The sequence below is a fragment of the Sphingomonas flavalba genome (assembly GCF_047553045.1).
Taxonomy (GTDB): domain Bacteria; phylum Pseudomonadota; class Alphaproteobacteria; order Sphingomonadales; family Sphingomonadaceae; genus Sphingomonas_L; species Sphingomonas_L flavalba_A.
Map to the genome: position 1 here is coordinate 1,994,619 of NZ_CP180208.1, position 18,729 is coordinate 2,013,347.

The window sequence follows — 18,729 nt, forward strand, 5'->3', positions numbered from 1 at the left end:
CGAAGCCAAGCCCCGCCCCCGCCCTCACTCGCAAATGCGCCACGTATCGGCCGCCGCGCACCCCGCACGACTCGCCCTGGCGCAGAATCGACTCGGGCCGTCGTGCGTTCATTGAAGGGTCAGGCGGCACAGCGTTACTCTTTGCGCTCATGGGTGGGGTTTTGACGCAATGATGATTTCTTTCGGCAGCCGAACGACGATCCTGCTGGCCGCGCTGGCCATGGCAGCCGCACCATCGGCGGCGCAGGTCCGCACTGTCGATCCGAACACCGCGATCGACGCCGACGTGACACCGCCGCCCGGCCAGGCCAGCATCCCCTACGATCAAACGCTGCCGGCCGAAGCGCCCCAGCCAGCCGCGCCCGCGACCGATCCGGCCGCTGCCCCCTATGCCTCCCCCGCATATGGCACCCCCGCCCCGGCTCCCGCCTCAACGACCTATAAGCAGGATGACCTGATCGGCGCGGCGGAGGGCGTGTTCGGCAAAGGTGCAAAGGGCCTGGCCGACCTGATCGAGAAAATCCTGAAGGATCAGGGCGAACCCAACGCCTATATCGCCGGACGCGAAGCGGGCGGCGCGCTGGTCGCCGGCCTGCGCTACGGTTCCGGCACGCTGTTCCACAAGATAGAGGGGCAACGCCCCGCCTACTGGACCGGCCCGTCGATCGGCTTCGACGCGGGCGGCAATGCCGGCAAGACGTTCATCCTCGTCTACAATCTCTACGACAGCCAAGACCTGTACAAACGCTTCCCGGCCGGTGAGGGCAACGCCTATTTCATCGGCGGCTTCACCGCCAGCTACATGCGCCACGGCGATATTGTGCTAATCCCGATCCGCGTCGGCGTCGGTTACCGACTCGGTGCCAATGTCGGCTACATGAAGTTCAGCGAAAAGCAGCGCTGGCTGCCCTTCTAGGCGGCAAGGCCCGCCCCACGCCTCCGACGCAGCCAGCGCTTGCCCGCGCCGCCGCCAGCGACTAGGGGCGTGCTTCCCAGGACGCGGAGCGGTGGCCGAGTGGTCGAAGGCGCACGCCTGGAAAGTGTGTAGGGGTTAACAGCCCCTCGTGGGTTCGAATCCCACCCGCTCCGCCACTTCGGTATAAAACCGGGAACGCCGATTCCCGCCTGCCGATTCTCGCCTTAGGTTGCGTTGACCAAGTGAGGTAGCCATTGGCGGATGGCTGCCAGATTTAGGAAACTGGAGAAGGACAAGGCAGTTTTGTCGTAGCGAGTTGCGACGCGACGGAACTGCTTAAGTCGACCGAACCAGCGCTCGATGCGGTTGCAATGACGATAACGCCGGAAGTCGCATGGAATGGGCCCCCGCCGATTCGACTTGGGCGGGATGATCGGCAGGATGCCCTGCATCAGCAGATTTTCGCGTCGATCATCACCGCCTTCCGATCGGCGCCTGCGGAGGACAGCCCTTCCATCATCCGGGCGAACACGCCCGCTGCGCTCCATCGCCTCCAACGATTGTAGAGCGTCTTATGCGGCCCATATTCATTCAGCGCGCCCCACCAACGCAGCCCGTTGCGATTGACGAAGATGATCCCGCTCAACACCCGCCGATCGTCAACCCGCGGCACTCCGTGCGACAGGGGAAAATACGGCTCGAGACGCGCCATCTGCTCGTCCGTCAGCCAGTATCTCCAGCCTCCTCACGGAGCCTCAATCAGATCGTAACGCTCACATCAATGGGTCCTCAACCTAGGGGCTACTCAAACCTCTGGTGCATACTTGTTCGTCGTCTTGTTCATACAGGCTCCACCTTCTCAGGAGTTGGAGCCTCCGGCAGACCCGGCGCGGTTCAAAATGTTCTGACGACGGGCAGCTGATTGCCGGCTATTCCGCTGCCCCGCTCCCCAGCGTCGGCCATTTGACGCCAAGTTGCTCCAGATAAGAACCATAACGTTGCGGGTCATAATATCGCTTGGCCAGTTCCGGCTGATAACGCGTCATGACCTCTGTATTCAGCCAGGTCGCCGGAACATCGGCATTGGTCAGGACCGGCTCATACCGCTGGTTCCGAGTCTGCACGTCGCGGAAATAAGCCTTGGCATCGGCCATCAGGCGAGGTTTGGTCAGCAGGTCGACGATCGTCATCGCCATTGCCTTGGCGCCAGCTTGTACCCCCTTATGCGCGATCGGTGTCGCCATCGCTATCGCATTGGCCCAGTTATGCCCAGGCAGGCCGGGGATGTTTGACGGATAACGGATCGTGATGGTCGGCACCGTCCAGCTGACATCGCCGATATCGTCCGATCCGCCCGATTTCGGTGTCTCCGGCGGGGGACCAAGCATTGCCAGCTTGGTTTCCAGCCCGTCCGTCACCGTCGCTTTTACATTCACCTGTACCGCTTTGGCGAACGCCTGATCATCGGCATCCCATCTGGGCAAGCCAACCGCCGCGATATTAGCCTGCGCCGCCTCTGCCATCGGGCGATTGAAATGCTGGATCGCGGCAGACCCGAGCAGCCGGCGGTTCACGGTGGTGCTGGTCATCTTCGCGGCGCCATCGGCAATATCGTCTGCGGTCTTCAGCATGTCGGCGATTGCCGCGAAACTCTGCTCGCGCAGGTAGAACCAGATCGTCGCTTCGGATGGCACGACATTCGGCTGATCGCCGCCGTCGCTGATAACGTAGTGCGAACGCTGCTCAGGGCGCAGATGCTCCCGTCGCATCTCCCAGCCGGTTGCCATCGCCATCACGCCATCCAGCGCCGATTTCCCACGCCATGGTGCGCCAGCGGAATGCGCGCTCTCACCCTTGAACATATATTCGACGCTGACAACGCCAGTGCCGCTGGGCTGACCCCAACTGGTCGAAAGCTGGCTGGAGACATGGCTGAACAGCGCCGCGTCAACGCCGTTGAACACACCGGCCCGCACCATATGCGCCTTGCCGCCCAGCAATTCCTCGGCGACGCCCGGCCAGATCACCAAAGTCCCCGGAGTCCGCGTGCGGACCATCCAGTCCTTTACCGCCAGCGCGGCAACGATATTCACCGCCTGACCGCTGTTATGGCCCTCGCCATGGCCCGGCGCGCCGTCGACCATCGGCTGGCGCCACGGGATTCCCGGTGTCTGGCTCGCCTTGGGAATGCCGTCGATGTCGCTGCCGATCGCGATCACCGGGCCACCGCTGCCGTTGGTCCACCGGGCCACCCAGCCGGTCGGCAGGCCGGCGATGTCACGGTCGATGGCAAAGCCTTCCTTTTCGAGCAGTGCGGTCAGGTAACGCGCGGTCTCCCACTCCTGAAAACCAAGCTCGGCGTAGCTGAACAACTGATCGTTGATCACCTGCGCCAACTTCGCCCGCGCCTCTACGCCACGAACAACATCGGCCTTGGCCCCGGACAGCGCCGCCTGCGCGACCAACGGCGCAGGCAACGCCGTGACGACCGCCGCCAGCACGGCCCGCAACGCCACCCCCCCGGCCACACCAATCCAGCCACGTTCTGCGCTCCGCATTGTCCGTAATCCTCCCCGTCAGTCGAATAGCCCTTGTCCACCCGCGCGGCCAAAACCCGCACGGCGCCCGCTCTCCCTTGTCAGCCCGTCCTAATAGCGGGACTTCGGCAGTTGCGAAGCAATACCGGCGGACGATACCCCGCCCAAATCTTTCCGTACACCATCGCCCCACTATGCCCACCGGAACGGCGGCGCTGCCGGCCAACCGGCCCCCGGCACGCTGGCCCGATCGACAGACCGACCCCGATGAGGCCGCACACGCTTGGGTAGTGACCTCTGCGCGCACCTGCCCTACGGCATCGCCCGGGCGACCGGGGGAGGACCATGACCGTAGCGGACAAGGCGCAGATCGCGGGGATCATCATTCAGACCAGTGCGCTGCTCTGGGCGATATGGCAGTTTCGCCTCGAAAGCACGCGACGGCGGCTGGCGCAGGCAGCGGAAAGCCTGCTGCGGCGGGACAATGAGGCCAAGGCGCTCAGCGCCCAGCGGATCGAGATCTACCAGCGGCTGGAGATCGAATCGAACCGCGTGTTCGAATTCGAGGCACGCCACCCTCAACTGGTGCCGATGATGAAGCGGCGGCTGGCACCAGTCCACAGCCTCGACGAACTGAATGTCCAGAACGAATATGGCGACCGCATGGACGCACAGCAGATCGCCATGATCGCGCGCAAATATTACGAGATGAACTGCAATCTGTTCGAAATCGCGGCGCGGCTGCGCAAGCTCGACCTGATTGATGCCGACGTGTTCGGCAGCTGGGTCGCGTGGTATTTCGACACCGGCACCGAATGGGGTTTCCGCGCGCTGTGGGCCGACCTGCGCGACAATTACACCGCCGATCTGCGCGGGATCTTCGACCCGCTCTGCGTCGCGCTGATCGATGCATGGGATGTTCCCCACGCCGAAGGCCGGCTCGCCCCGGCCCGCCCGGATGGCACACTCCCCGATGTAACGCTGGAGGAAGTGGAACACCGGCGCGGCGCGTTCTACGAACAGATCGGTACGCTGCTCGCATGCCCGGTGATTTCCGGATGGATCCGGAAAGTCGACGAATCTCGGCTACCCCTGCCCCATCCGATGGCGTATTGTTGAGCCATGACAGACTATCGCTGGGCGCGTGCCGCGGAACTGCCGGCCATCGCCTCTTTCTTCGCCCGCATCGTCGCCCTCGACGATGCCTATGTCAGCCATGGTGAAGTACAAACCGGGCTCAGCGTCGACGGGCGCACATGGGTCGACGATCTCGACACCCGGATGGCGGAGGACATGGCGGCCCTCGGGCCAGAACGTTCGGTGGCGGTCGCCATGGATCAGCACAGGCTGCTCGGCGCCACGATCGTGCTGTGGGAAGTGACGCCACGGGTGTCCTTCATGGTGGTGGAGGACATGGCGATCGATCCGGCGGCCCGATCGGGCGGCGTCGGCGCCGGGCTCCTTGCTTTCGTCGAAGCGGAAGGCGCCGGGCGCGGCATGCAATGGGCCTTTCTGGAAAGCGGTCTCCACAACGACGGCGCGCACCGTTTCTTCGAACGCCATGGCTTCAAAGCGATGTCCAAGGTGTTTTCGAAGAAATTGCCTGGCTGATCCGTCTTACGAAAACCATCCTCCTCCGTCGGGATTCATGATAGCATCCGTCCCGCGCTATCGGGGGAAGGCGTATGCGGCGGTTGTGGAAAGCCTTAGCGATCGGCGGCGCCGGGGTCGCCCTCGCCAGCTTCTCGTCCGGGCCATATCTCGCGCCCGCCGGCCTGGCCGCGCTTGATCCCAGCCGGATGGCGGCGGCAAGCTGCGGTGGAAGGGAGGCCGGCGCCGGCCTTGCCCGGGCACTTCTGGTCGCGGCAACCGTCGCCGCTCCGGCAAGCGCCACCCGGCCGATGCCGCTCTATGCCGATCTGGCGGCCTCGCCGTTCCGCGTTTCGACGAACAGCCCGCAGGCGCAACGCTATTTCAGCCAGGGCCTGCTGCTCACTTACGGTTTCAACCACGCCGGCGCGGTCCGCTCGTTCCGCGAAGCACAGCGGCTCGACCCCGGCTGCGCGCTCTGCTGGTGGGGAGAGGCACTGGCGCCAGGCCCGAATATCAACGCACCGATGGACAACCGCGACCACGCCGCCGCGCTTGCGGCGCTCGACCGGGCGCTGGCGTTGCGCGATCGCGCCACCGCGCGCGAACGGGCGCTGATCGACGCGGTTGCGCGCCGCTACGCGCCCGCCGCCGACGCCGACCGGACAGAACTCGACGCCGCCTATGCCGACGCCATGCTGGCGGTGGCACGGCAATATCCGGACGACAACGACATCGCCATCCTCGCCGCAGAAGCCGCAATGGACACCACTCCCTGGAATTATTGGGAGGCGGACCGGCGGACGCCGGTCGGCCGCAGCGGCGACGCGATCCGGCTGGTCGAAACCGTGCTGCGGCGCGATCCCGCCCACGCCCAGGCCGCCCATCTCTATATTCACCTGCTCGAAGCAAGCGACCCGGCACGGGCCGAGGCGGCGGCCGACCGGCTCGCGGTACCGGTGGCGCCAAGCGCCGGCCATCTGGTCCACATGCCCGGTCATATCTACGCCCGTCGCGGGCGGCATGCGGATTCGATCCGGGTCAACATCGCCGCCGTCCGCGCCGACGAGGCCTTTATCCGGGCGACCGACGACCAGAGCCTCGTCCGCTACGGCTATTATCCACACAATATCCACTTCATCGTCACCTCGGCGCAGATGGCGGGCGACATGGCAACCGCGATCGGCGAAGCCCGGCGCCTGCGCACGGTGCTCGATCCGGCAACTTCCGCCCGTATCGCATGGATTCAGGTGATTGACGCCGCGCCCTATCTGGCCGCCGCGCAATTCGCCGCGCCGAAGACGATCCTCGCCATGGCGGCGCCAGACCGGCGGCTGCCTTATGCGGCGGCGATGCGCCACTACGCCCGTGCCGTCGCCCATGCCCGGCTCCGCAACAGCCGCGCCGTCGCCGTGGAGCTGGCGGCGATGACGGAACTGGCCCAGACACAAACCGTCGCCGCGATGGTCGAGCAAGGCATTCCCGTCCCCGATCTGCTGGCGCTGGCGGCAGCGGTGGTGCGGGGCCGTCTTGCCGCGGCACAGGGGCGGCACGGCGCAGCGGCGGCGGAGTACCGCCGGGCGATCGCCATTGAAACCGGGCTGCCCTATCAGGAACCGTCGCTATGGTACTATCCGGTCAGTCAGTCGCTCGGCGCCGCGTTGTTCGAGGATGGCCGCCCTGCGGAGGCGGCGGCGGCATTCCGCGCTGCACTGGTCCAGACGCCCAATAACGGCTGGGCGCTCTATGGCCTGATGCGCAGCGAAACGGCGCAGGGTCATGCGATGGAAGCGGCGGCGGCGCGGCAAGCACTGGACCGGGCGTGGCTCGGCAACCGGCGCTGGCTTCGCATGGATCGCCTCTAACCCACCCTTCGCCAGCTACGAATGACCCTATTGGCTTTTGACGCTTTATCGCCGGGACTGGCGCTCCGATCCTGCCCTGGCGGGGGCTTCGCCGCGTAGAACAGGCGCCCCGCCGGTCGTTTCAGCCGATAGGGAGGATGCCTTGGATAAACGCGGACTTGTGGTCGGCCACGGGCCAGCATGACCACGATCATCGACGCCGCCTATGATGGCGGACCGGGCGAACGGGCGGTTTTCGGCCTGCTGACCACCCAGAACGACATGGTCAGCGAACAGGAGGTCCGCGCATTCCTGCCCGAAAGGGGCATCGCGCTATGCGCCAGCCGGTTCGCCACCGGCACGCGCGGAACGGTGGAAACGCTGCGCGCGATCGAAGCGGCGATCCCTGCCGCGCTGCGCCTGCTGCTGCCCGACGACCGGATCGACGTGATCAATTTCAGCTGCACTTCGGCCACGGTCGTCATCGGCACCGATCGGGTCGAGGCGGCGATCGCCAGCATACGGCCGGACTGCGCACAGACCAACCCGGTCACCACCGCCATCGCCGCGATGCGGCATCTCGGCATGCGAAGCATCGGCCTGCTCACACCCTATCTACCCGACGTCCACCAGCGGATGGAGGCGTGCTTCGCCAGCCAGGGCATCGGAACCGCAACCGGCGCGACCTTCGCGACGGAAACGGAAGCTCAGGTTCGGGCGCTCAGCCCGGATCGGGTCCGCGACGCCGCGATCGCGATTGCCGACGCTCCGGCAATCGACGGCGTGTTCATTTCCTGCACCGCGCTGCGCTGTTCCGGCATCATCGCCGCGATCGAGCAGGCGACTGGCAAGCCGGTGGTGACCAGCAATCAGGCAGCCGCATGGCATATGCGCCGCCTCGCCGGTATCGCCGCGCCGATACCGGGCTTCGGCCGGCTGCTGGCCCGGTGACTCAGCCTTGCGCTGCCTCGGCCGCCGCGGTGCGGACCAGCATCTGGTAGAGCAGCGCCGCCACGCCGTTGACGATGAAGGCGAACGCGATCACCGTCGCCATGCCGGCACTGCCGAGGACCAGCGACGCCGCCATTGGCGCCAGGCCGAAACCGGCCTTTACCGCCAGCATGTGGACAATTGGCAGCCGCCCGGTGCCGTCCGCCTCCGATACCGCGCCAAAGCCGTAGAACGCCGCCGCGGTCGAAAATTGCAGCAGGAACGTGCCGATCAGGAACAGCGGCATGTTATCGGTCAGGCCGATGATCGCCATGCCCGTCAGGCCAAGCGCGAACAGCCCGGCAACAATCACCCCGCGCCGTGTCTGCCCCCCTATGATCATGGTGATCAGCGCGCCGATGCAGCCGCCGGCAAGGCCGACGTCGAACACCAGCACGGTCGCGTCGGCAGGCAGACCGGCGGCCCGCGCGGCGCCCGGAATACTGACCCAGAGCAGCATGAACCCGGCGGCGGCACAGAAATTGGCGGCAGCGGTGTAGCCGAACAGCGTCGGCCGCAGCCGGCGCGGCGGCACGCCGGACACCGGGGCATCGGGCAACACCGCCGTCCGGGCCAGCAGCGCAGCCGCGACAAGGCCGACGAGCTGCAACGCGAACATGCAGCGATAGATGATGCCCAGCCCGCCGGCGCCGCCCTCACCGAGCGAGGCGACCAGCGCACCGAACAGCATCTGGGTCAAGGTCAGCAGCGCGAAACTGCGGTCTGGAAAGCGCGCGTGCGAGAGGGCGGCAAGCCCGAGTGCCATCGCGATGCCGCCCGCCGTGCCGGACAGCAGGCGCAGAACCAGCAGCAGTGCCGCCGCGTCGAGGGTCAGCGATCCGGCATTGGCGAGCAGCGCGACGGTGACCGCGATCAGCGCCCATTTGCGCGGCGCGGCACGCACGAAGCGGAACAGTGCCAGCGCCGCGCCGATAAACATGCCGGCCGGGTCGGCGGAGCCGATCAGCCCGGTCCATAATTCCGGCACGCCGTTGTGGCGCAGTGCCGCGACGACGAGCGGCACGACGAGGAAACCGGCCGATCCGGCGAGCGCAACCAGCAGCCCTGCGGTAACGGGCAAACCGGCCCGAAGCTTTTCCCAACTGGCCTGCTTCGCCGGTCGCTCGCTGTCCGTCATGCCAGGTCCTGGTCCTTTCCCTGCCCGATCAGGGCAGCAGCGCGATCGCCTCGATCTCGATCAACAGGCCGGGCAGCGCCAACCCGCTGACCCCGACCAGCGTCTGCGGCGGGTGGGCGGCACCGCCGGTCACCTCGTCGATCGCGCTGGTAATCAGCTGGAACTCGCCGGGGAAGCGGGTGAAGATCGTGCGCTTGATGATATGGTCCCAACTGACTCCGGCGGCCTGCATCGCCGTCTCCAGATTGCGCATCGCGGCAACGGTCTGGGCGTGGAGATCGTCCTCGCCGATCAGGTCGAAATTGGGGTCGAGCGCCGTCTGCCCGGCGAACATGACCAGCTTCGTGCCCGAAGCGATGGCGATATGCGAAAAACCCGGTGCCGGGTGGAGCGATGGGGGGTCGATCAGCGCTCTGGTCATGGTGACGGGCCTCCTCACGGCGAAAAGCCCGAGGCTATGGCAATCACCCCCCCTGCTCCATTGCGCTGATGCGATGGCCATATTGATCCGCCGCTATGGACGCATCGCCACCCTCTTCCCCCAGCTCGCTCAGTTCTCGCGCCGTCTCTATCGCGTGCAGGATGATCGGGTTCGACAGCGAACTCTTGCGGAAGACGAGGCCGCCGGGGAAGTTGCAACCGTATCGCTCCGGCGCGATCCGGCGCAGGTCGCCGCGCCCGAACCACGGCTCTGCCAGCACATCGCTCAGATAGCCGACATAAGCGCCCGACATGATGAAGAAGATCGATGATTCCGAAGAGGATGTGACCTCGCTGTCGTCGCCGCGCAGCGGGTTGATGAACGGCGCATTGATGTCGAACACCACCGATGGAAAGCTTTTCAGCAACGCGTCGGTGATCCGGCTGTCCGCAACCTCAGCCAGCGGATGGCTGCTGGCGCAGTAGATGTTCGAATGCATATCGAACAACGCGATCGTTTCCAGGTCGCGGTGGAGGAAGCCGGTTTCCATATAGGCGATATCGAATTCGCCCTTGTCGATGCCGTCCTCCAGTTCAGCGGAGCTGCGCACCTCCAGCCTGATCCTGAGTTTCGGATTGCGGCCGTGCAGGCGGTTGATCAGCCCCGGCAGCCCGGCCAGCGCGTAATCGCGCGACACCACCTGCGACACGCCGATCGACAGCGAGCCGTGCAGTTCGCGCGTCACTTCAGACGCGCTGGCGATGAAGCTACTCATATCCTGTTCGAGCTGCCGGGCCGCTTCCAGGATTCGCCGCCCTTCCGGCGTCAGGGTGAAACCGGCCCGGCCACGGCGGCACAATGGCACGCCCAGCCGCTGCTCAAGCAGCTTGAACTGGATGCTGATCGTCGACTGGTAATGTTCGTCGCTCGCGCGGCGGCGCTGAACCCGGCGCTCTCGGCTACTTGAACGAACAAACGCAACAGCTTGATGTCAGAAGGCTGCAGGCGGGTAATCATTGCATTTCGCCCAAATTCCTGTCTCACGCCCCCGTTTTACGATGCAGCTAGGATGTAGACGCGGCAGGGAACCGTCAAGCAGCCATGATGCGGCGCAGAAAAACCTGTCAGCCAGCGATGGCCCCATTGCCATTCCACTATTCATCGACTGCGCGACCGCCTTCTAGGGTCCGGCAGCGGGCGGCGGACTTCGACAAACCCGCCATGCAGAACTGCCCGTGAGGAGATCGACACCGATGGCCGAACCCGCCGTAATTCTTCCGTTCGGCCAGATCGAGCGCCTCTACGCGGATGTCGCCCTGTCGCTTGGCGCCAGCACGGAGGAAGCCGCGCTGTACAGCCGCTGCTTCGCCACCGCAGACCTGCGTCACGATACGCAGGGCCTGTCGCTGTGGCTGGAATGGGCGCTGCCGATGGTCGAGGCTGGCGGCGCGCGTTTCGGTGTTCCGCTGAACGTCACCGCGCAATCGGCGGCGACCCTTGCCGTCGACGGCGGCGGCGGGGTCGGTCAGGTCGTGGCGACGCGGACGATGGACCGGCTAATCGCGATGGCGGCGGAAAGCGGCGCCGCCATCGGCTGCATCGCCAATGGCACCGATATGGCTATGACCGCCAACTATGCGATGCAGGCGCTCGACCACGGCTATATCGGTCTTGCCGCCAACACCGCCGGGCCGGCCAGCGTCGCGCCATGGGGTGGTCGGTCGGCCGCGTTCGGTACCAACCCCTTCTCGCTGGCCGTGCCGTCCGGCGCGGGTACGCCAATCGTCATCGACATGTGCTGCGCCGCCTATTCGATCGGCACGCTGGTCGAAGCCGGGCGCGCCGGGCTGGTCACCGGCGCGCCAGTGGTCGCGGCCGCCGATGGCAGCTATCGTTCAGACCCGGCAAGCATCGTCAGCGACCTCGCGGCGCGCGAACCGGCCCTGCTCGGCGCAATTCTGCCGGAAGGCGTGCGCAGCGCGGCGCTGCTGCTGATGGTCGAATTGCTCGCCGGGCTGCTCAGCGGCAACGGCACCTCGCGCGACCAGACTGACTGGTCGATGGCCCGCCCGCCCCGGGTCGGCGCGTTCCTGTGCGTCATCGACATCGCCCGCTTCGTGCCGCTCGCCCGGTTCGAAGCCAACGTCGCCGCCTTCGCGGAAGCGCTGCGCGCGATGCCGCCCGCCGACGGGTTCGAGGCGGTTCGCCTGCCCGGCGACCGCGCGGCGCGCCTGGCGGCGATGCGGCGCAGCGCCGGCATTGCGGTCAGCGCGCGGCACTGGGCCATGATACAGGCGGTTTCCACCCGCCGCGGCGTCGCGCTGCCCACCCCGGTGGCGGCTTCGTGATGACCCTATCACAAAACCGCAATTTATCCGCCGGCGGTTCGGGGCGAACCTCCACCCACTTCGCCCACCCCGGTTCCAGATCGCCGACAGTCGACGCGACACAGCACACCGGGAAAGGGCAGGACGGACAGCAAAGTCGCCTTCAGGGAGAGTGAACATGACGACCAGCCGCCCCGCCAATCCTCTTGCCCGCCGGATCTGCTTATCCTGCGTCGCCGCGTTGCTCGGCTCCACCGCCATGCCGGTGCTGGCGCAGGCGCCTGCGGCCGGTGCCGCCGCCCATGCCGATGACGACGACAGCATCGTTGTCACCGCCCAGCGCCGCGAACAGCGGCTGAACGACACGCCGGTCGCGGTCAGCGCTCTATCGTCCGATACGATCAGCGACCTGCAGGTTCGCACCGCCGCCAACCTCGTCGGCCTGATCCCCAATCTGTCGGCCAGCAACCCCGGCACGTCGATGCAGTTCAACGTGCGCGGCCAGGCGCTGATCGACGTATCCGACGTCAATGAGGCGCCGGTCGCCGTCTATGTCGACAACGTCTATGTCGCCGCCACCGCCGGCCAGGGCTCGCAGTTGTTCGATCTGGAGCGGGTCGAGGTGCTGCGCGGCCCGCAGGGCACGCTGTTCGGCCGCAACGCCAGCGCCGGCCTGATCCACTTCGTCTCGCGCGGGCCGACCGAGCTGCTCGACGGCTATGCGAACGTCCAGTTTGGCAGCTACAGCCAGTTCATTGCCGAAGGCGCCGTCGGCGGCGCGCTGGCGCCCGGCGTGCGCGGGCGCATCTCCATTCAGCGCAACGTCGACGGCGGCTATCAGAAGAACCTCGGTTCCGGCGGCGGCCGCTTCGGCAAGACCGATACCCTGTCCGGCCGCGCCCAGCTTGCCTTCGACCTTGGCGAGGACGCGACACTCAACCTGCGCGGCTATGGCACGCGGCAGCGCAACGTCCATCCGCTGTTTCCCTATATGGGTCGGCTCGACGCCAGCGGCAACGAATGCGCCCCGGCGGCGGTCCTCGGCGGCCAGTGCATGTCGGCAACCGGCTACCGCGTCGCCGATCCGAAACCGAACCGCGGCTATAGCGAACATACGCCGGACACGCTGCCCGACCACGTCAATCTGTACGGCACCGACGCGCAGCTGAACTGGAATTTCGGCGGCGTCACGCTGACCGCGATCACCGCCTATATGAAGCTGAAGCGCAATCTGGCGGACGACGTCGACGCGTCGGATGTCGGCATCGGCAACTACGGCGATTTCAACTACACCGAACTGTTCAAGGTCAAGGCGCGCCAATTCTCGCAGGAAGTCCGCCTGTCTGGCGGCGAAGGCGGCCTCTACTGGACGGTCGGTGCTTTCTACTTCAACGACCGCCGCCGGGCGTCGCTGTCGGTGGAGGAACTGGCCGCCACCCCGTCCGATTTCGATACGATGGGCCTGGTGCGGACCAAGAGCTGGTCGGCGTTCGGCCAGGTCGACTACCCACTGTCACCGACGGTCACCGCCAGCGGCGGCCTGCGTTACACCCGCGACAGCAAGCGCGCCCATATCGATACCTGCGACCAGTTCAGCGGCTGCGCGACGATCAACAGCGGCAATTTCGCGATCAAGGACGACAATGTGTCGTGGCGCGCCGGCCTCGAATGGCGCCCGAGCAGTGACTGGCTGCTCTACGGCACTGCCTCGTCGGGCTATAAGAGCGGCGAATTCAACGTCACCTTCCTCGGCGGCGTGCTGGCCAACGCCAACCCGGTCGGGGCCGAAAAGACGTTCAGCTTCGAAGTCGGCTCTAAGAGCGGCCTGTTCGACGGTGCGGCACAGCTGAACCTGGCGCTGTTCCATACGACGACCAAGGATAAGCAGGCGATTGCCACCACCTCGCTCAGCTCAACCTCGCTGATCAGTATCGGTGACCTCGTCTCCTACGGCGCCGAAGCAGAACTGACGGCGAAGCCGGCGCGCTGGCTGCGCACCAGCCTGTCGGTCGGCCTGCTCAACACCAAGATCGACGCACCGGCCGGCGTCACCGTTACCCGCAACTACGGCCGGGTGCCGCTGGCGCTGGACGGCAACAATTTCGTCAACAGTCCGGCGGTGTCGATCAACGGCATGATCCGGCCGACGGTCCATGACGGCGCGCTCGGCAAGATCGATCTTCAGGCCGACTTCCACTGGCAGTCGAAGAGCGACCTCGACATCGCCAACAGCCCCTATGACAAGCAGGGCAGCTACGGCTGGATCAACCTGCGCGCCTTCTGGAGCGACCCGAGCGACCGCTTCAACGCCTCGATCTTCATCGAGAACCTGACCGGCACCGAATACTATGCCCGCGCCGCGTCGATCGGCGGGCTCGACTTCCGTTTCAACGTCTGGGGCAGCAAACCGCGCATCTTCGGGGCGCAGTTCGGCGTCCGCTTCTAGGCCCCCTCCCATTCCCACATTCGCAAGCAGCATCGAAGGAGTAACAATGTTCTTCATTAATCAGGGCACCGGCCCCCTCGTCGAACCGACGGCGTTCGAAGATGCGGAGTTCGAAAGGCGCCTGGCCGGCACACGTGCGCTGATGGCCGAACAGGGGCTGGACGCGCTGGTCTGCTTCGCGCCGGAGAATCTCTATTATCTGACCGGCCACGACACGCCGGGTTACTACTGGTATCAGGCGTGCGTCGTCACCCATGATCACCTGCCGGTGAACGTCATCCGCAAACTGGAAGCGACCAACACCCTCGGCCGCAGCTGGTCCCGCCTGGTCGTCGAATATGAAGACGTGCAGGACCCGGTCGCCGCGACGCTGTGGCTGCTTCAGGACCTGGGCGTCGCCGGCAAGCGCATCGGCTACGAGAGCGAAACCTTCTTCCTGACCCCGAACCAGTTTGACCGGCTGCGCGACGGCGTCGCCAAGGCCGGCGGCACTTTCGTCGGCACCCCGGCGCTGGTCGAGACGATGCGTTCGGTCAAGTCGGAACCGGAACTGGCCTATATCCGCCGTGGCGGCAAGATCCTCGCCAAGGCGATGGCCGCCGGCTTCGAAGTCGCCGGCGAAGGCGTGACCGAGCGCGCCGTTGCCGCCCGCGTCAACGAAGTGCTGATCGCTGAAGGCAGCTGCTATCAGGGCCTGCCGACCTTCCTCGGCACCGGCCCGCGCCCGGCGCTGGCCCACTCGACATGGTCGGACCGGCTTATGGGCAAGGGCGATGCGCTGGCTTACGAGATCTCGGCCAGTGTCGAGCGCTACACCTGCGCGATGTTCCGCATGGGCGTGGTCGGCCAGCCGTCCGACGACTATCTGCGCAAGATGGATGCGTGCAAGGCCGCGCTCCACGCCATCCTGACCACCGCGCGCGACGGCGTGACGGCGGGCGAGGTGTTCGCGGCGGGCAACAAGGCGTTCCTCGATGCCGGCTTCAACGACGGCCTTGGTCGTCGGCTCGGCTATTCGGTCGGCATCTCCTATCCGCCTGACTGGGGTGAAGGCCACATCATCGACCTGCGCCGCGATAGCGAGAAGGTGCTGAAGAAGGGCATGGTTTTCCATACCACGCCGGGGCTGATCTACTTCGGGCATGAAGTGATCAACATCAGTCAGACGATGATCATCACCCAGACGGGCACCGAAGTCACAACCGGCGACTTCCCGCTCGACGCCGTGGTGGTATGACGGAGGCATGCCGGTCATGAATGCTCATTCCACACCCATCCCGTCCGCGGAAGCGCTGCTGCCGGAGGTCCTGGCCTTCCGCAAGCGCTTCCCGATCTTTCGGAACAAGGTGCACCTCGCCAACAACGCGATGGGCGCCGTGTCCGATGTCGTCGAAAAGGCGCATCGCCAGTTTCTCGACGATCGCATCGAACAGGGGGCGAGCTGGGAATCGGCGCTGGAGCAGCATGACCGGCTTCGTGACGGCTTCGCGGCCCTGATCGGCGCGAAGCCGCACGAGATCGCCCTTTGCTATGCGGCGACGCAGGCGCTGGGCGTCGTCTCGTCCTGCTTCGACTGGCGTGACCGCCAGACGATCGTGTTCGACGATTACAGCTTCCCGTCGGTGACGCAGTTGTGGCGCGTGCAGGAACGGCGCGGCGCCCGCATCCGCCAGGTCGCCGCCGATGCGGACGGGCTGATCCGGCCCGAATATTTCACCCCGCAGATCGACGAGAGCGTGGCGATCGTCTCCGCCTCCCACGTCTGCTACAAGAACGGCCACCGGCTCGACGCCGCCGGTGTCGCGCGCGAAGCGCATGCCGCCGGCGCGCTGTTCGCCCTAGACGACTATCAAAGCTGCGGCAGCCGGCCGTTCGACGTGCGTGCCGCCGATGTCGACATCCTTGTCGCCGGCACGGTCAAGTTCATGCTCGGCTCGCCGGGCGTCGCGATGATGTATGTCCGCGAGGAACTTCACGACCAGCTTCACCCGACGGTCACCGGCTGGTTCGGACAGGAATCGCCGCACGCGATGCGGATCGACGCCCATGTCGAGGCGCCTGACGCGGCGAAGTTCCAGATCGGCACGCCGGCGCTGTGCGCGATCTACGACAGCGTCGCCGGGCTGGAACTGCTCCAGTCGGTCGGCGTCGACAAGGTGTCGACCTGGATCGACCATATCACCGGCGTGCTGTTCACCCGGCTGGCGGAGGAAGGCTTCGTCTCGGCGACGCCGAGCGACCCGGCCCGGCACGGGCCGCAGGTGGCGATCCGCGCACACGACGCGGCGCAGGCGGTGGAGATGCTGGCGGCACGCAACATCACCAGTTCGCACCGCGACAACAACGTCCGCACCGCCTGGCACTTCTACAACACGCCGGACGATGTCGAGGCACTGATCGATGGGCTGAAGGCGATCCGGCCGCTGATGGTGAGTGCCGACGGATGACCGCGCCCGCAGCGGCGCCGCCGGCTGCCGGCGGCGCCATACGGATCAATGCGGAACGGCTGATGGCCGACATGCGCACCTTCCGCAGCTTCGGCGCGGACGGAACCGGCGTCGTCCGCCGCGCTCTCTCCGCCTTCGACGTGCAGTCCCGCGAATGGTTGGCCGACCGCTATCGGGAAGCCGGGCTGGTCGCGACGTTCGATCGTGTCGGCAACGTCTTCGCCCACGACCCGCGCCACGCGCGGGCGCTGCTGATCGGTTCGCACGGCGACACCCAGCCGCGCGGCGGTTGGCTCGACGGGGCGATGGGGGTAATCATCGGGCTGGAAATCGCCCGCGCCGCGCGCGAAGCGGCGCTTGATACCGCGATTGGTATCGACACGGTGTGCTGGAGCGACGAGGAAGCGCGCTTCGCCCATTTCCTCGGCAGCCGCGCCTATTGCGGCCTGCTGCCCGATGACGAGATCGCGGCGGCGGCCGACGATGCCGGCGTCCGCCTGACCGATGCGATCGCCGAGGCCGGCTATGCCGACCTGCCGCCGCGCGGCGCCGATCCGGCCCGCCACGCGGCCTATCTGGAAGCGCATATCGAACAGGGGCCGGTGCTCGACCGCAGCGGCGATCAGCTGGGCGTCGTTACCGCCATCGTCGGCGCGCGCGAATTTCTGGTCTCCTTTTCGGGCGAGGCGAACCACGCCGGCACCACGCCGATGGCGCTGCGCAAGGATGCCGGGCTGGCGATGATCCGCTTCGCCGCCGCGCTCGACACGCGCTATGCCGACGCGGCCGACGACGCGATCGTCTGGACGATGGGCCGGATAGAGATCGCGCCCAACGCGCCCAGCATCGTTCCGGCCGGTGCGACGATCAGCGTCCAGTTCCGCGGGCCGGATCTGGCGATGCTCGACCGCTTCGAGACCGAACTGATGCGGCTTGTCCTTGAAACCGGGAAGAACGATGGCCCGGTCGGCTGCACGGTGCGCCAGATCCTCGATTACCGCCCAACTCCTATGGACAAGGCGGTCACCGCCATCGTCGCCCGCGCGGCAGAGCGCACCGCGCCCGGCCGCTGGCGGCGGATGCCGAGCGGCGCCGGCCACGATGCCCAGTTCATGGCGCCACTGATGCCGACCGGCATGCTGTTCGTGCCCAGCATCGGCGGCATCAGCCACAGCTTCGACGAGGACACCGCCGAAGCGGACATCGTCGCCGGCTGCCGCGCGCTGGCGCTGGCGGCGGAAGAGGTGGCAACGCGCTTCGTCTGACCGGGGGCGGGAAACCCCCGCCCCCGGTCACAGCCCGGTCAGCGCAATATAGGCACCGACCGCGACGACCAGCAGCGCGAACAGCCTTTCCAGCAGGCCTTTACGAGGGCCGATACACCGGCCGATCGCCAGACCAGCGACAGCGCCACCCAGCCCGCCGACGACCAGCAACGCCGCCAACGGCCAGGCGACCAACCCGGACAGGGCATAGGAACTCGCCGTCGTCAGCCCCAACGCGGTGACGACGACCAGGGACGTGCCGACAGCATAGGTGATCGGCATCGCCGTCGCCGCGATCAGCCCCGGCACGATCAGAAAACCGCCCCCAATCCCGAAAAACCCCGCCGCCAGCCCAACCGCCAGCCCGATGCCGATCAGCCGGGGGAGCAGCGCCACGGCGCTCGCGGCGGTCAGCCGCACGTCGGGCGCCTCCGGCACCCGGCGGCCGCGCAGCATCGACAGACCGACACCGATCATCAGCAGGCCGAACAGCGTCAGCAGCCGCTCACCGTCGATCGCCTTACCCAGTTCGGCACCCATCGCCGCACCGGCGACACCGGCAGCGGCGAAGGTCATCGCGCAAGGCCATTTGACCGTGCCGGCGCGGGCATGGCCGACAAGGCCGATCAGCGCGTTGGCGGCAACCGCGACCGCACCGGTGCCGATCGCGACATGCGGCGACTCAACGCCGACCAGATAAACCAGCAACGGCACCGCAAGGATCGACCCGCCACCGCCAACCAGCCCCAGGATCACGCCGATCAGCCCGCCGGAAGCGAGCGCGGCCGCCACGGTCGCCGCGGTCATC

General features: G+C 66.6%; 15 protein-coding genes, 1 tRNA gene and 1 pseudogene. 11 read left to right on the plus strand and 6 right to left on the minus strand.

Going from position 1 to position 18,729, the window contains the following annotated elements:
* Nucleotides 1-172: 172 nt before the first annotated feature.
* Together ACMT1E_RS09520 and ACMT1E_RS09525 are read left to right on the plus strand one after the other, a co-directional pair.
* Complete coding sequence (locus tag ACMT1E_RS09520) at nt 173-916, plus strand: DUF1134 domain-containing protein (RefSeq protein WP_414903365.1); 744 nt, start codon at nt 173-175, stop codon at nt 914-916.
* Between the two features lie 85 nt (nt 917-1,001).
* Nucleotides 1,002-1,092, plus strand: a tRNA-Ser gene (locus ACMT1E_RS09525).
* A 48-nt stretch (nt 1,093-1,140) separates the two neighbouring features.
* Here ACMT1E_RS09525 and ACMT1E_RS09530 read toward each other — a convergent pair.
* Both ACMT1E_RS09530 and ACMT1E_RS09535 read right to left on the minus strand, forming a co-directional pair.
* Nucleotides 1,141-1,628: pseudogene (locus ACMT1E_RS09530) on the minus strand (transposase).
* 217 nt (nt 1,629-1,845) lie between these two features.
* Complete coding sequence (locus ACMT1E_RS09535; RefSeq protein WP_414899903.1) at nt 1,846-3,474, minus strand: amidohydrolase; 1,629 nt, start codon at nt 3,472-3,474, stop codon at nt 1,846-1,848.
* Between the two features lie 324 nt (nt 3,475-3,798).
* On the opposite strand from ACMT1E_RS09535, the gene ACMT1E_RS09540 reads away from it, so the two are divergent.
* The 4 genes from ACMT1E_RS09540 to ACMT1E_RS09555 all read left to right on the plus strand — a co-directional run bounded on the left by ACMT1E_RS09540 (nt 3,799) and on the right by ACMT1E_RS09555 (nt 7,838).
* Entirely contained in the window at nt 3,799-4,572 is a 774-nt protein-coding gene (locus ACMT1E_RS09540; RefSeq protein WP_414899904.1) for a hypothetical protein, read from the plus strand.
* Between the two features lie 3 nt (nt 4,573-4,575).
* Nucleotides 4,576-5,064: a GNAT family N-acetyltransferase gene (locus ACMT1E_RS09545; protein WP_414899906.1), complete on the plus strand. Its 489-nt coding sequence runs from the start codon at nt 4,576-4,578 to the stop codon at nt 5,062-5,064.
* Nucleotides 5,065-5,138: 74 nt separating this feature from the next.
* Nucleotides 5,139-6,908 (plus strand): hypothetical protein, encoded by a 1,770-nt coding sequence (locus tag ACMT1E_RS09550; RefSeq protein WP_414899908.1) that lies wholly within the window; start codon nt 5,139-5,141, stop codon nt 6,906-6,908.
* Nucleotides 6,909-7,088: 180 nt separating this feature from the next.
* On the plus strand, nt 7,089-7,838 hold the full coding sequence (locus ACMT1E_RS09555) for a hypothetical protein (protein ID WP_414899910.1): 750 nt from the start codon (nt 7,089-7,091) through the stop codon (nt 7,836-7,838).
* Between the two features lies 1 nt (nt 7,839).
* Here ACMT1E_RS09555 and ACMT1E_RS09560 read toward each other — a convergent pair whose 3' ends face one another.
* From ACMT1E_RS09560 to ACMT1E_RS09570, 3 genes are read right to left on the minus strand one after another with little or no spacing between them, the layout of a single operon-like run.
* Entirely contained in the window at nt 7,840-9,015 is a 1,176-nt protein-coding gene (locus ACMT1E_RS09560; protein ID WP_414899911.1) for a hypothetical protein, read from the minus strand.
* Nucleotides 9,016-9,043: 28 nt separating this feature from the next.
* Nucleotides 9,044-9,436, minus strand: coding sequence for a RidA family protein (locus ACMT1E_RS09565; protein ID WP_414899912.1), 393 nt, complete (start codon nt 9,434-9,436; stop codon nt 9,044-9,046).
* A 43-nt stretch (nt 9,437-9,479) separates the two neighbouring features.
* Nucleotides 9,480-10,211, minus strand: a complete 732-nt coding sequence (locus tag ACMT1E_RS09570) for a substrate-binding domain-containing protein (RefSeq protein WP_414903367.1) — start codon at nt 10,209-10,211, stop codon at nt 9,480-9,482.
* Between the two features lie 478 nt (nt 10,212-10,689).
* Here ACMT1E_RS09570 and ACMT1E_RS09575 point away from each other — a divergent pair, with 478 nt between their 5' ends.
* The 5 genes from ACMT1E_RS09575 (at nt 10,690) to ACMT1E_RS09595 (ending at nt 17,921) form a co-directional block, all read left to right on the plus strand.
* The gene (locus ACMT1E_RS09575) at nt 10,690-11,784 is read left to right on the plus strand and encodes an Ldh family oxidoreductase (protein WP_414899913.1); all 1,095 of its coding nucleotides are present in this window, start codon (nt 10,690-10,692) and stop codon (nt 11,782-11,784) included.
* 157 nt (nt 11,785-11,941) lie between these two features.
* On the plus strand, nt 11,942-14,209 hold the full coding sequence (locus ACMT1E_RS09580; RefSeq protein WP_414899914.1) for a TonB-dependent receptor: 2,268 nt from the start codon (nt 11,942-11,944) through the stop codon (nt 14,207-14,209).
* 46 nt (nt 14,210-14,255) lie between these two features.
* On the plus strand, nt 14,256-15,446 hold the full coding sequence (locus ACMT1E_RS09585) for a M24 family metallopeptidase (RefSeq protein WP_414899915.1): 1,191 nt from the start codon (nt 14,256-14,258) through the stop codon (nt 15,444-15,446).
* 16 nt (nt 15,447-15,462) lie between these two features.
* The gene (locus ACMT1E_RS09590; RefSeq protein ID WP_414899916.1) at nt 15,463-16,656 is read left to right on the plus strand and encodes an aminotransferase class V-fold PLP-dependent enzyme; all 1,194 of its coding nucleotides are present in this window, start codon (nt 15,463-15,465) and stop codon (nt 16,654-16,656) included.
* Nucleotides 16,653-17,921 carry a hydantoinase/carbamoylase family amidase gene (locus tag ACMT1E_RS09595; protein ID WP_414899917.1) on the plus strand — a complete coding sequence of 423 codons (1,269 nt, stop codon included), beginning with the start codon at nt 16,653-16,655 and terminating at the stop codon, nt 17,919-17,921. Before ACMT1E_RS09590 ends, ACMT1E_RS09595 begins: the two co-directional genes overlap by 4 nt.
* A gap of 27 nt (nt 17,922-17,948) precedes the next feature.
* Here ACMT1E_RS09595 and ACMT1E_RS09600 read toward each other — a convergent pair whose 3' ends face one another.
* The gene (locus ACMT1E_RS09600) at nt 17,949-18,728 is read right to left on the minus strand and encodes a sulfite exporter TauE/SafE family protein (protein ID WP_414899918.1); all 780 of its coding nucleotides are present in this window, start codon (nt 18,726-18,728) and stop codon (nt 17,949-17,951) included.
* Nucleotide 18,729: the final 1 nt, after the last annotated feature.

Excerpts from the sequence above, each read along its gene's own strand:
- ACMT1E_RS09520 (WP_414903365.1), top strand. The coding sequence starts at position 173 with ATGATTTCTTTCGGCAGCCGAACGACGATCCTGCTGGCCGCGCTGGCC.
- ACMT1E_RS09535 (WP_414899903.1), bottom strand. The coding sequence starts at position 3,474 with ATGCGGAGCGCAGAACGTGGCTGGATTGGTGTGGCCGGGGGGGTGGCG.
- ACMT1E_RS09540 (WP_414899904.1), top strand. The coding sequence starts at position 3,799 with ATGACCGTAGCGGACAAGGCGCAGATCGCGGGGATCATCATTCAGACC.
- ACMT1E_RS09545 (WP_414899906.1), top strand. The coding sequence starts at position 4,576 with ATGACAGACTATCGCTGGGCGCGTGCCGCGGAACTGCCGGCCATCGCC.
- ACMT1E_RS09550 (WP_414899908.1), top strand. The coding sequence starts at position 5,139 with ATGCGGCGGTTGTGGAAAGCCTTAGCGATCGGCGGCGCCGGGGTCGCC.
- ACMT1E_RS09555 (WP_414899910.1), top strand. The coding sequence starts at position 7,089 with ATGACCACGATCATCGACGCCGCCTATGATGGCGGACCGGGCGAACGG.
- ACMT1E_RS09560 (WP_414899911.1), bottom strand. The coding sequence starts at position 9,015 with ATGACGGACAGCGAGCGACCGGCGAAGCAGGCCAGTTGGGAAAAGCTT.
- ACMT1E_RS09565 (WP_414899912.1), bottom strand. The coding sequence starts at position 9,436 with ATGACCAGAGCGCTGATCGACCCCCCATCGCTCCACCCGGCACCGGGT.
- ACMT1E_RS09570 (WP_414903367.1), bottom strand. The coding sequence starts at position 10,211 with ATGAGTAGCTTCATCGCCAGCGCGTCTGAAGTGACGCGCGAACTGCAC.
- ACMT1E_RS09575 (WP_414899913.1), top strand. The coding sequence starts at position 10,690 with ATGGCCGAACCCGCCGTAATTCTTCCGTTCGGCCAGATCGAGCGCCTC.
- ACMT1E_RS09580 (WP_414899914.1), top strand. The coding sequence starts at position 11,942 with ATGACGACCAGCCGCCCCGCCAATCCTCTTGCCCGCCGGATCTGCTTA.
- ACMT1E_RS09585 (WP_414899915.1), top strand. The coding sequence starts at position 14,256 with ATGTTCTTCATTAATCAGGGCACCGGCCCCCTCGTCGAACCGACGGCG.
- ACMT1E_RS09590 (WP_414899916.1), top strand. The coding sequence starts at position 15,463 with ATGAATGCTCATTCCACACCCATCCCGTCCGCGGAAGCGCTGCTGCCG.
- ACMT1E_RS09595 (WP_414899917.1), top strand. The coding sequence starts at position 16,653 with ATGACCGCGCCCGCAGCGGCGCCGCCGGCTGCCGGCGGCGCCATACGG.
- ACMT1E_RS09600 (WP_414899918.1), bottom strand. The coding sequence starts at position 18,728 with ATGACCGCGGCGACCGTGGCGGCCGCGCTCGCTTCCGGCGGGCTGATC.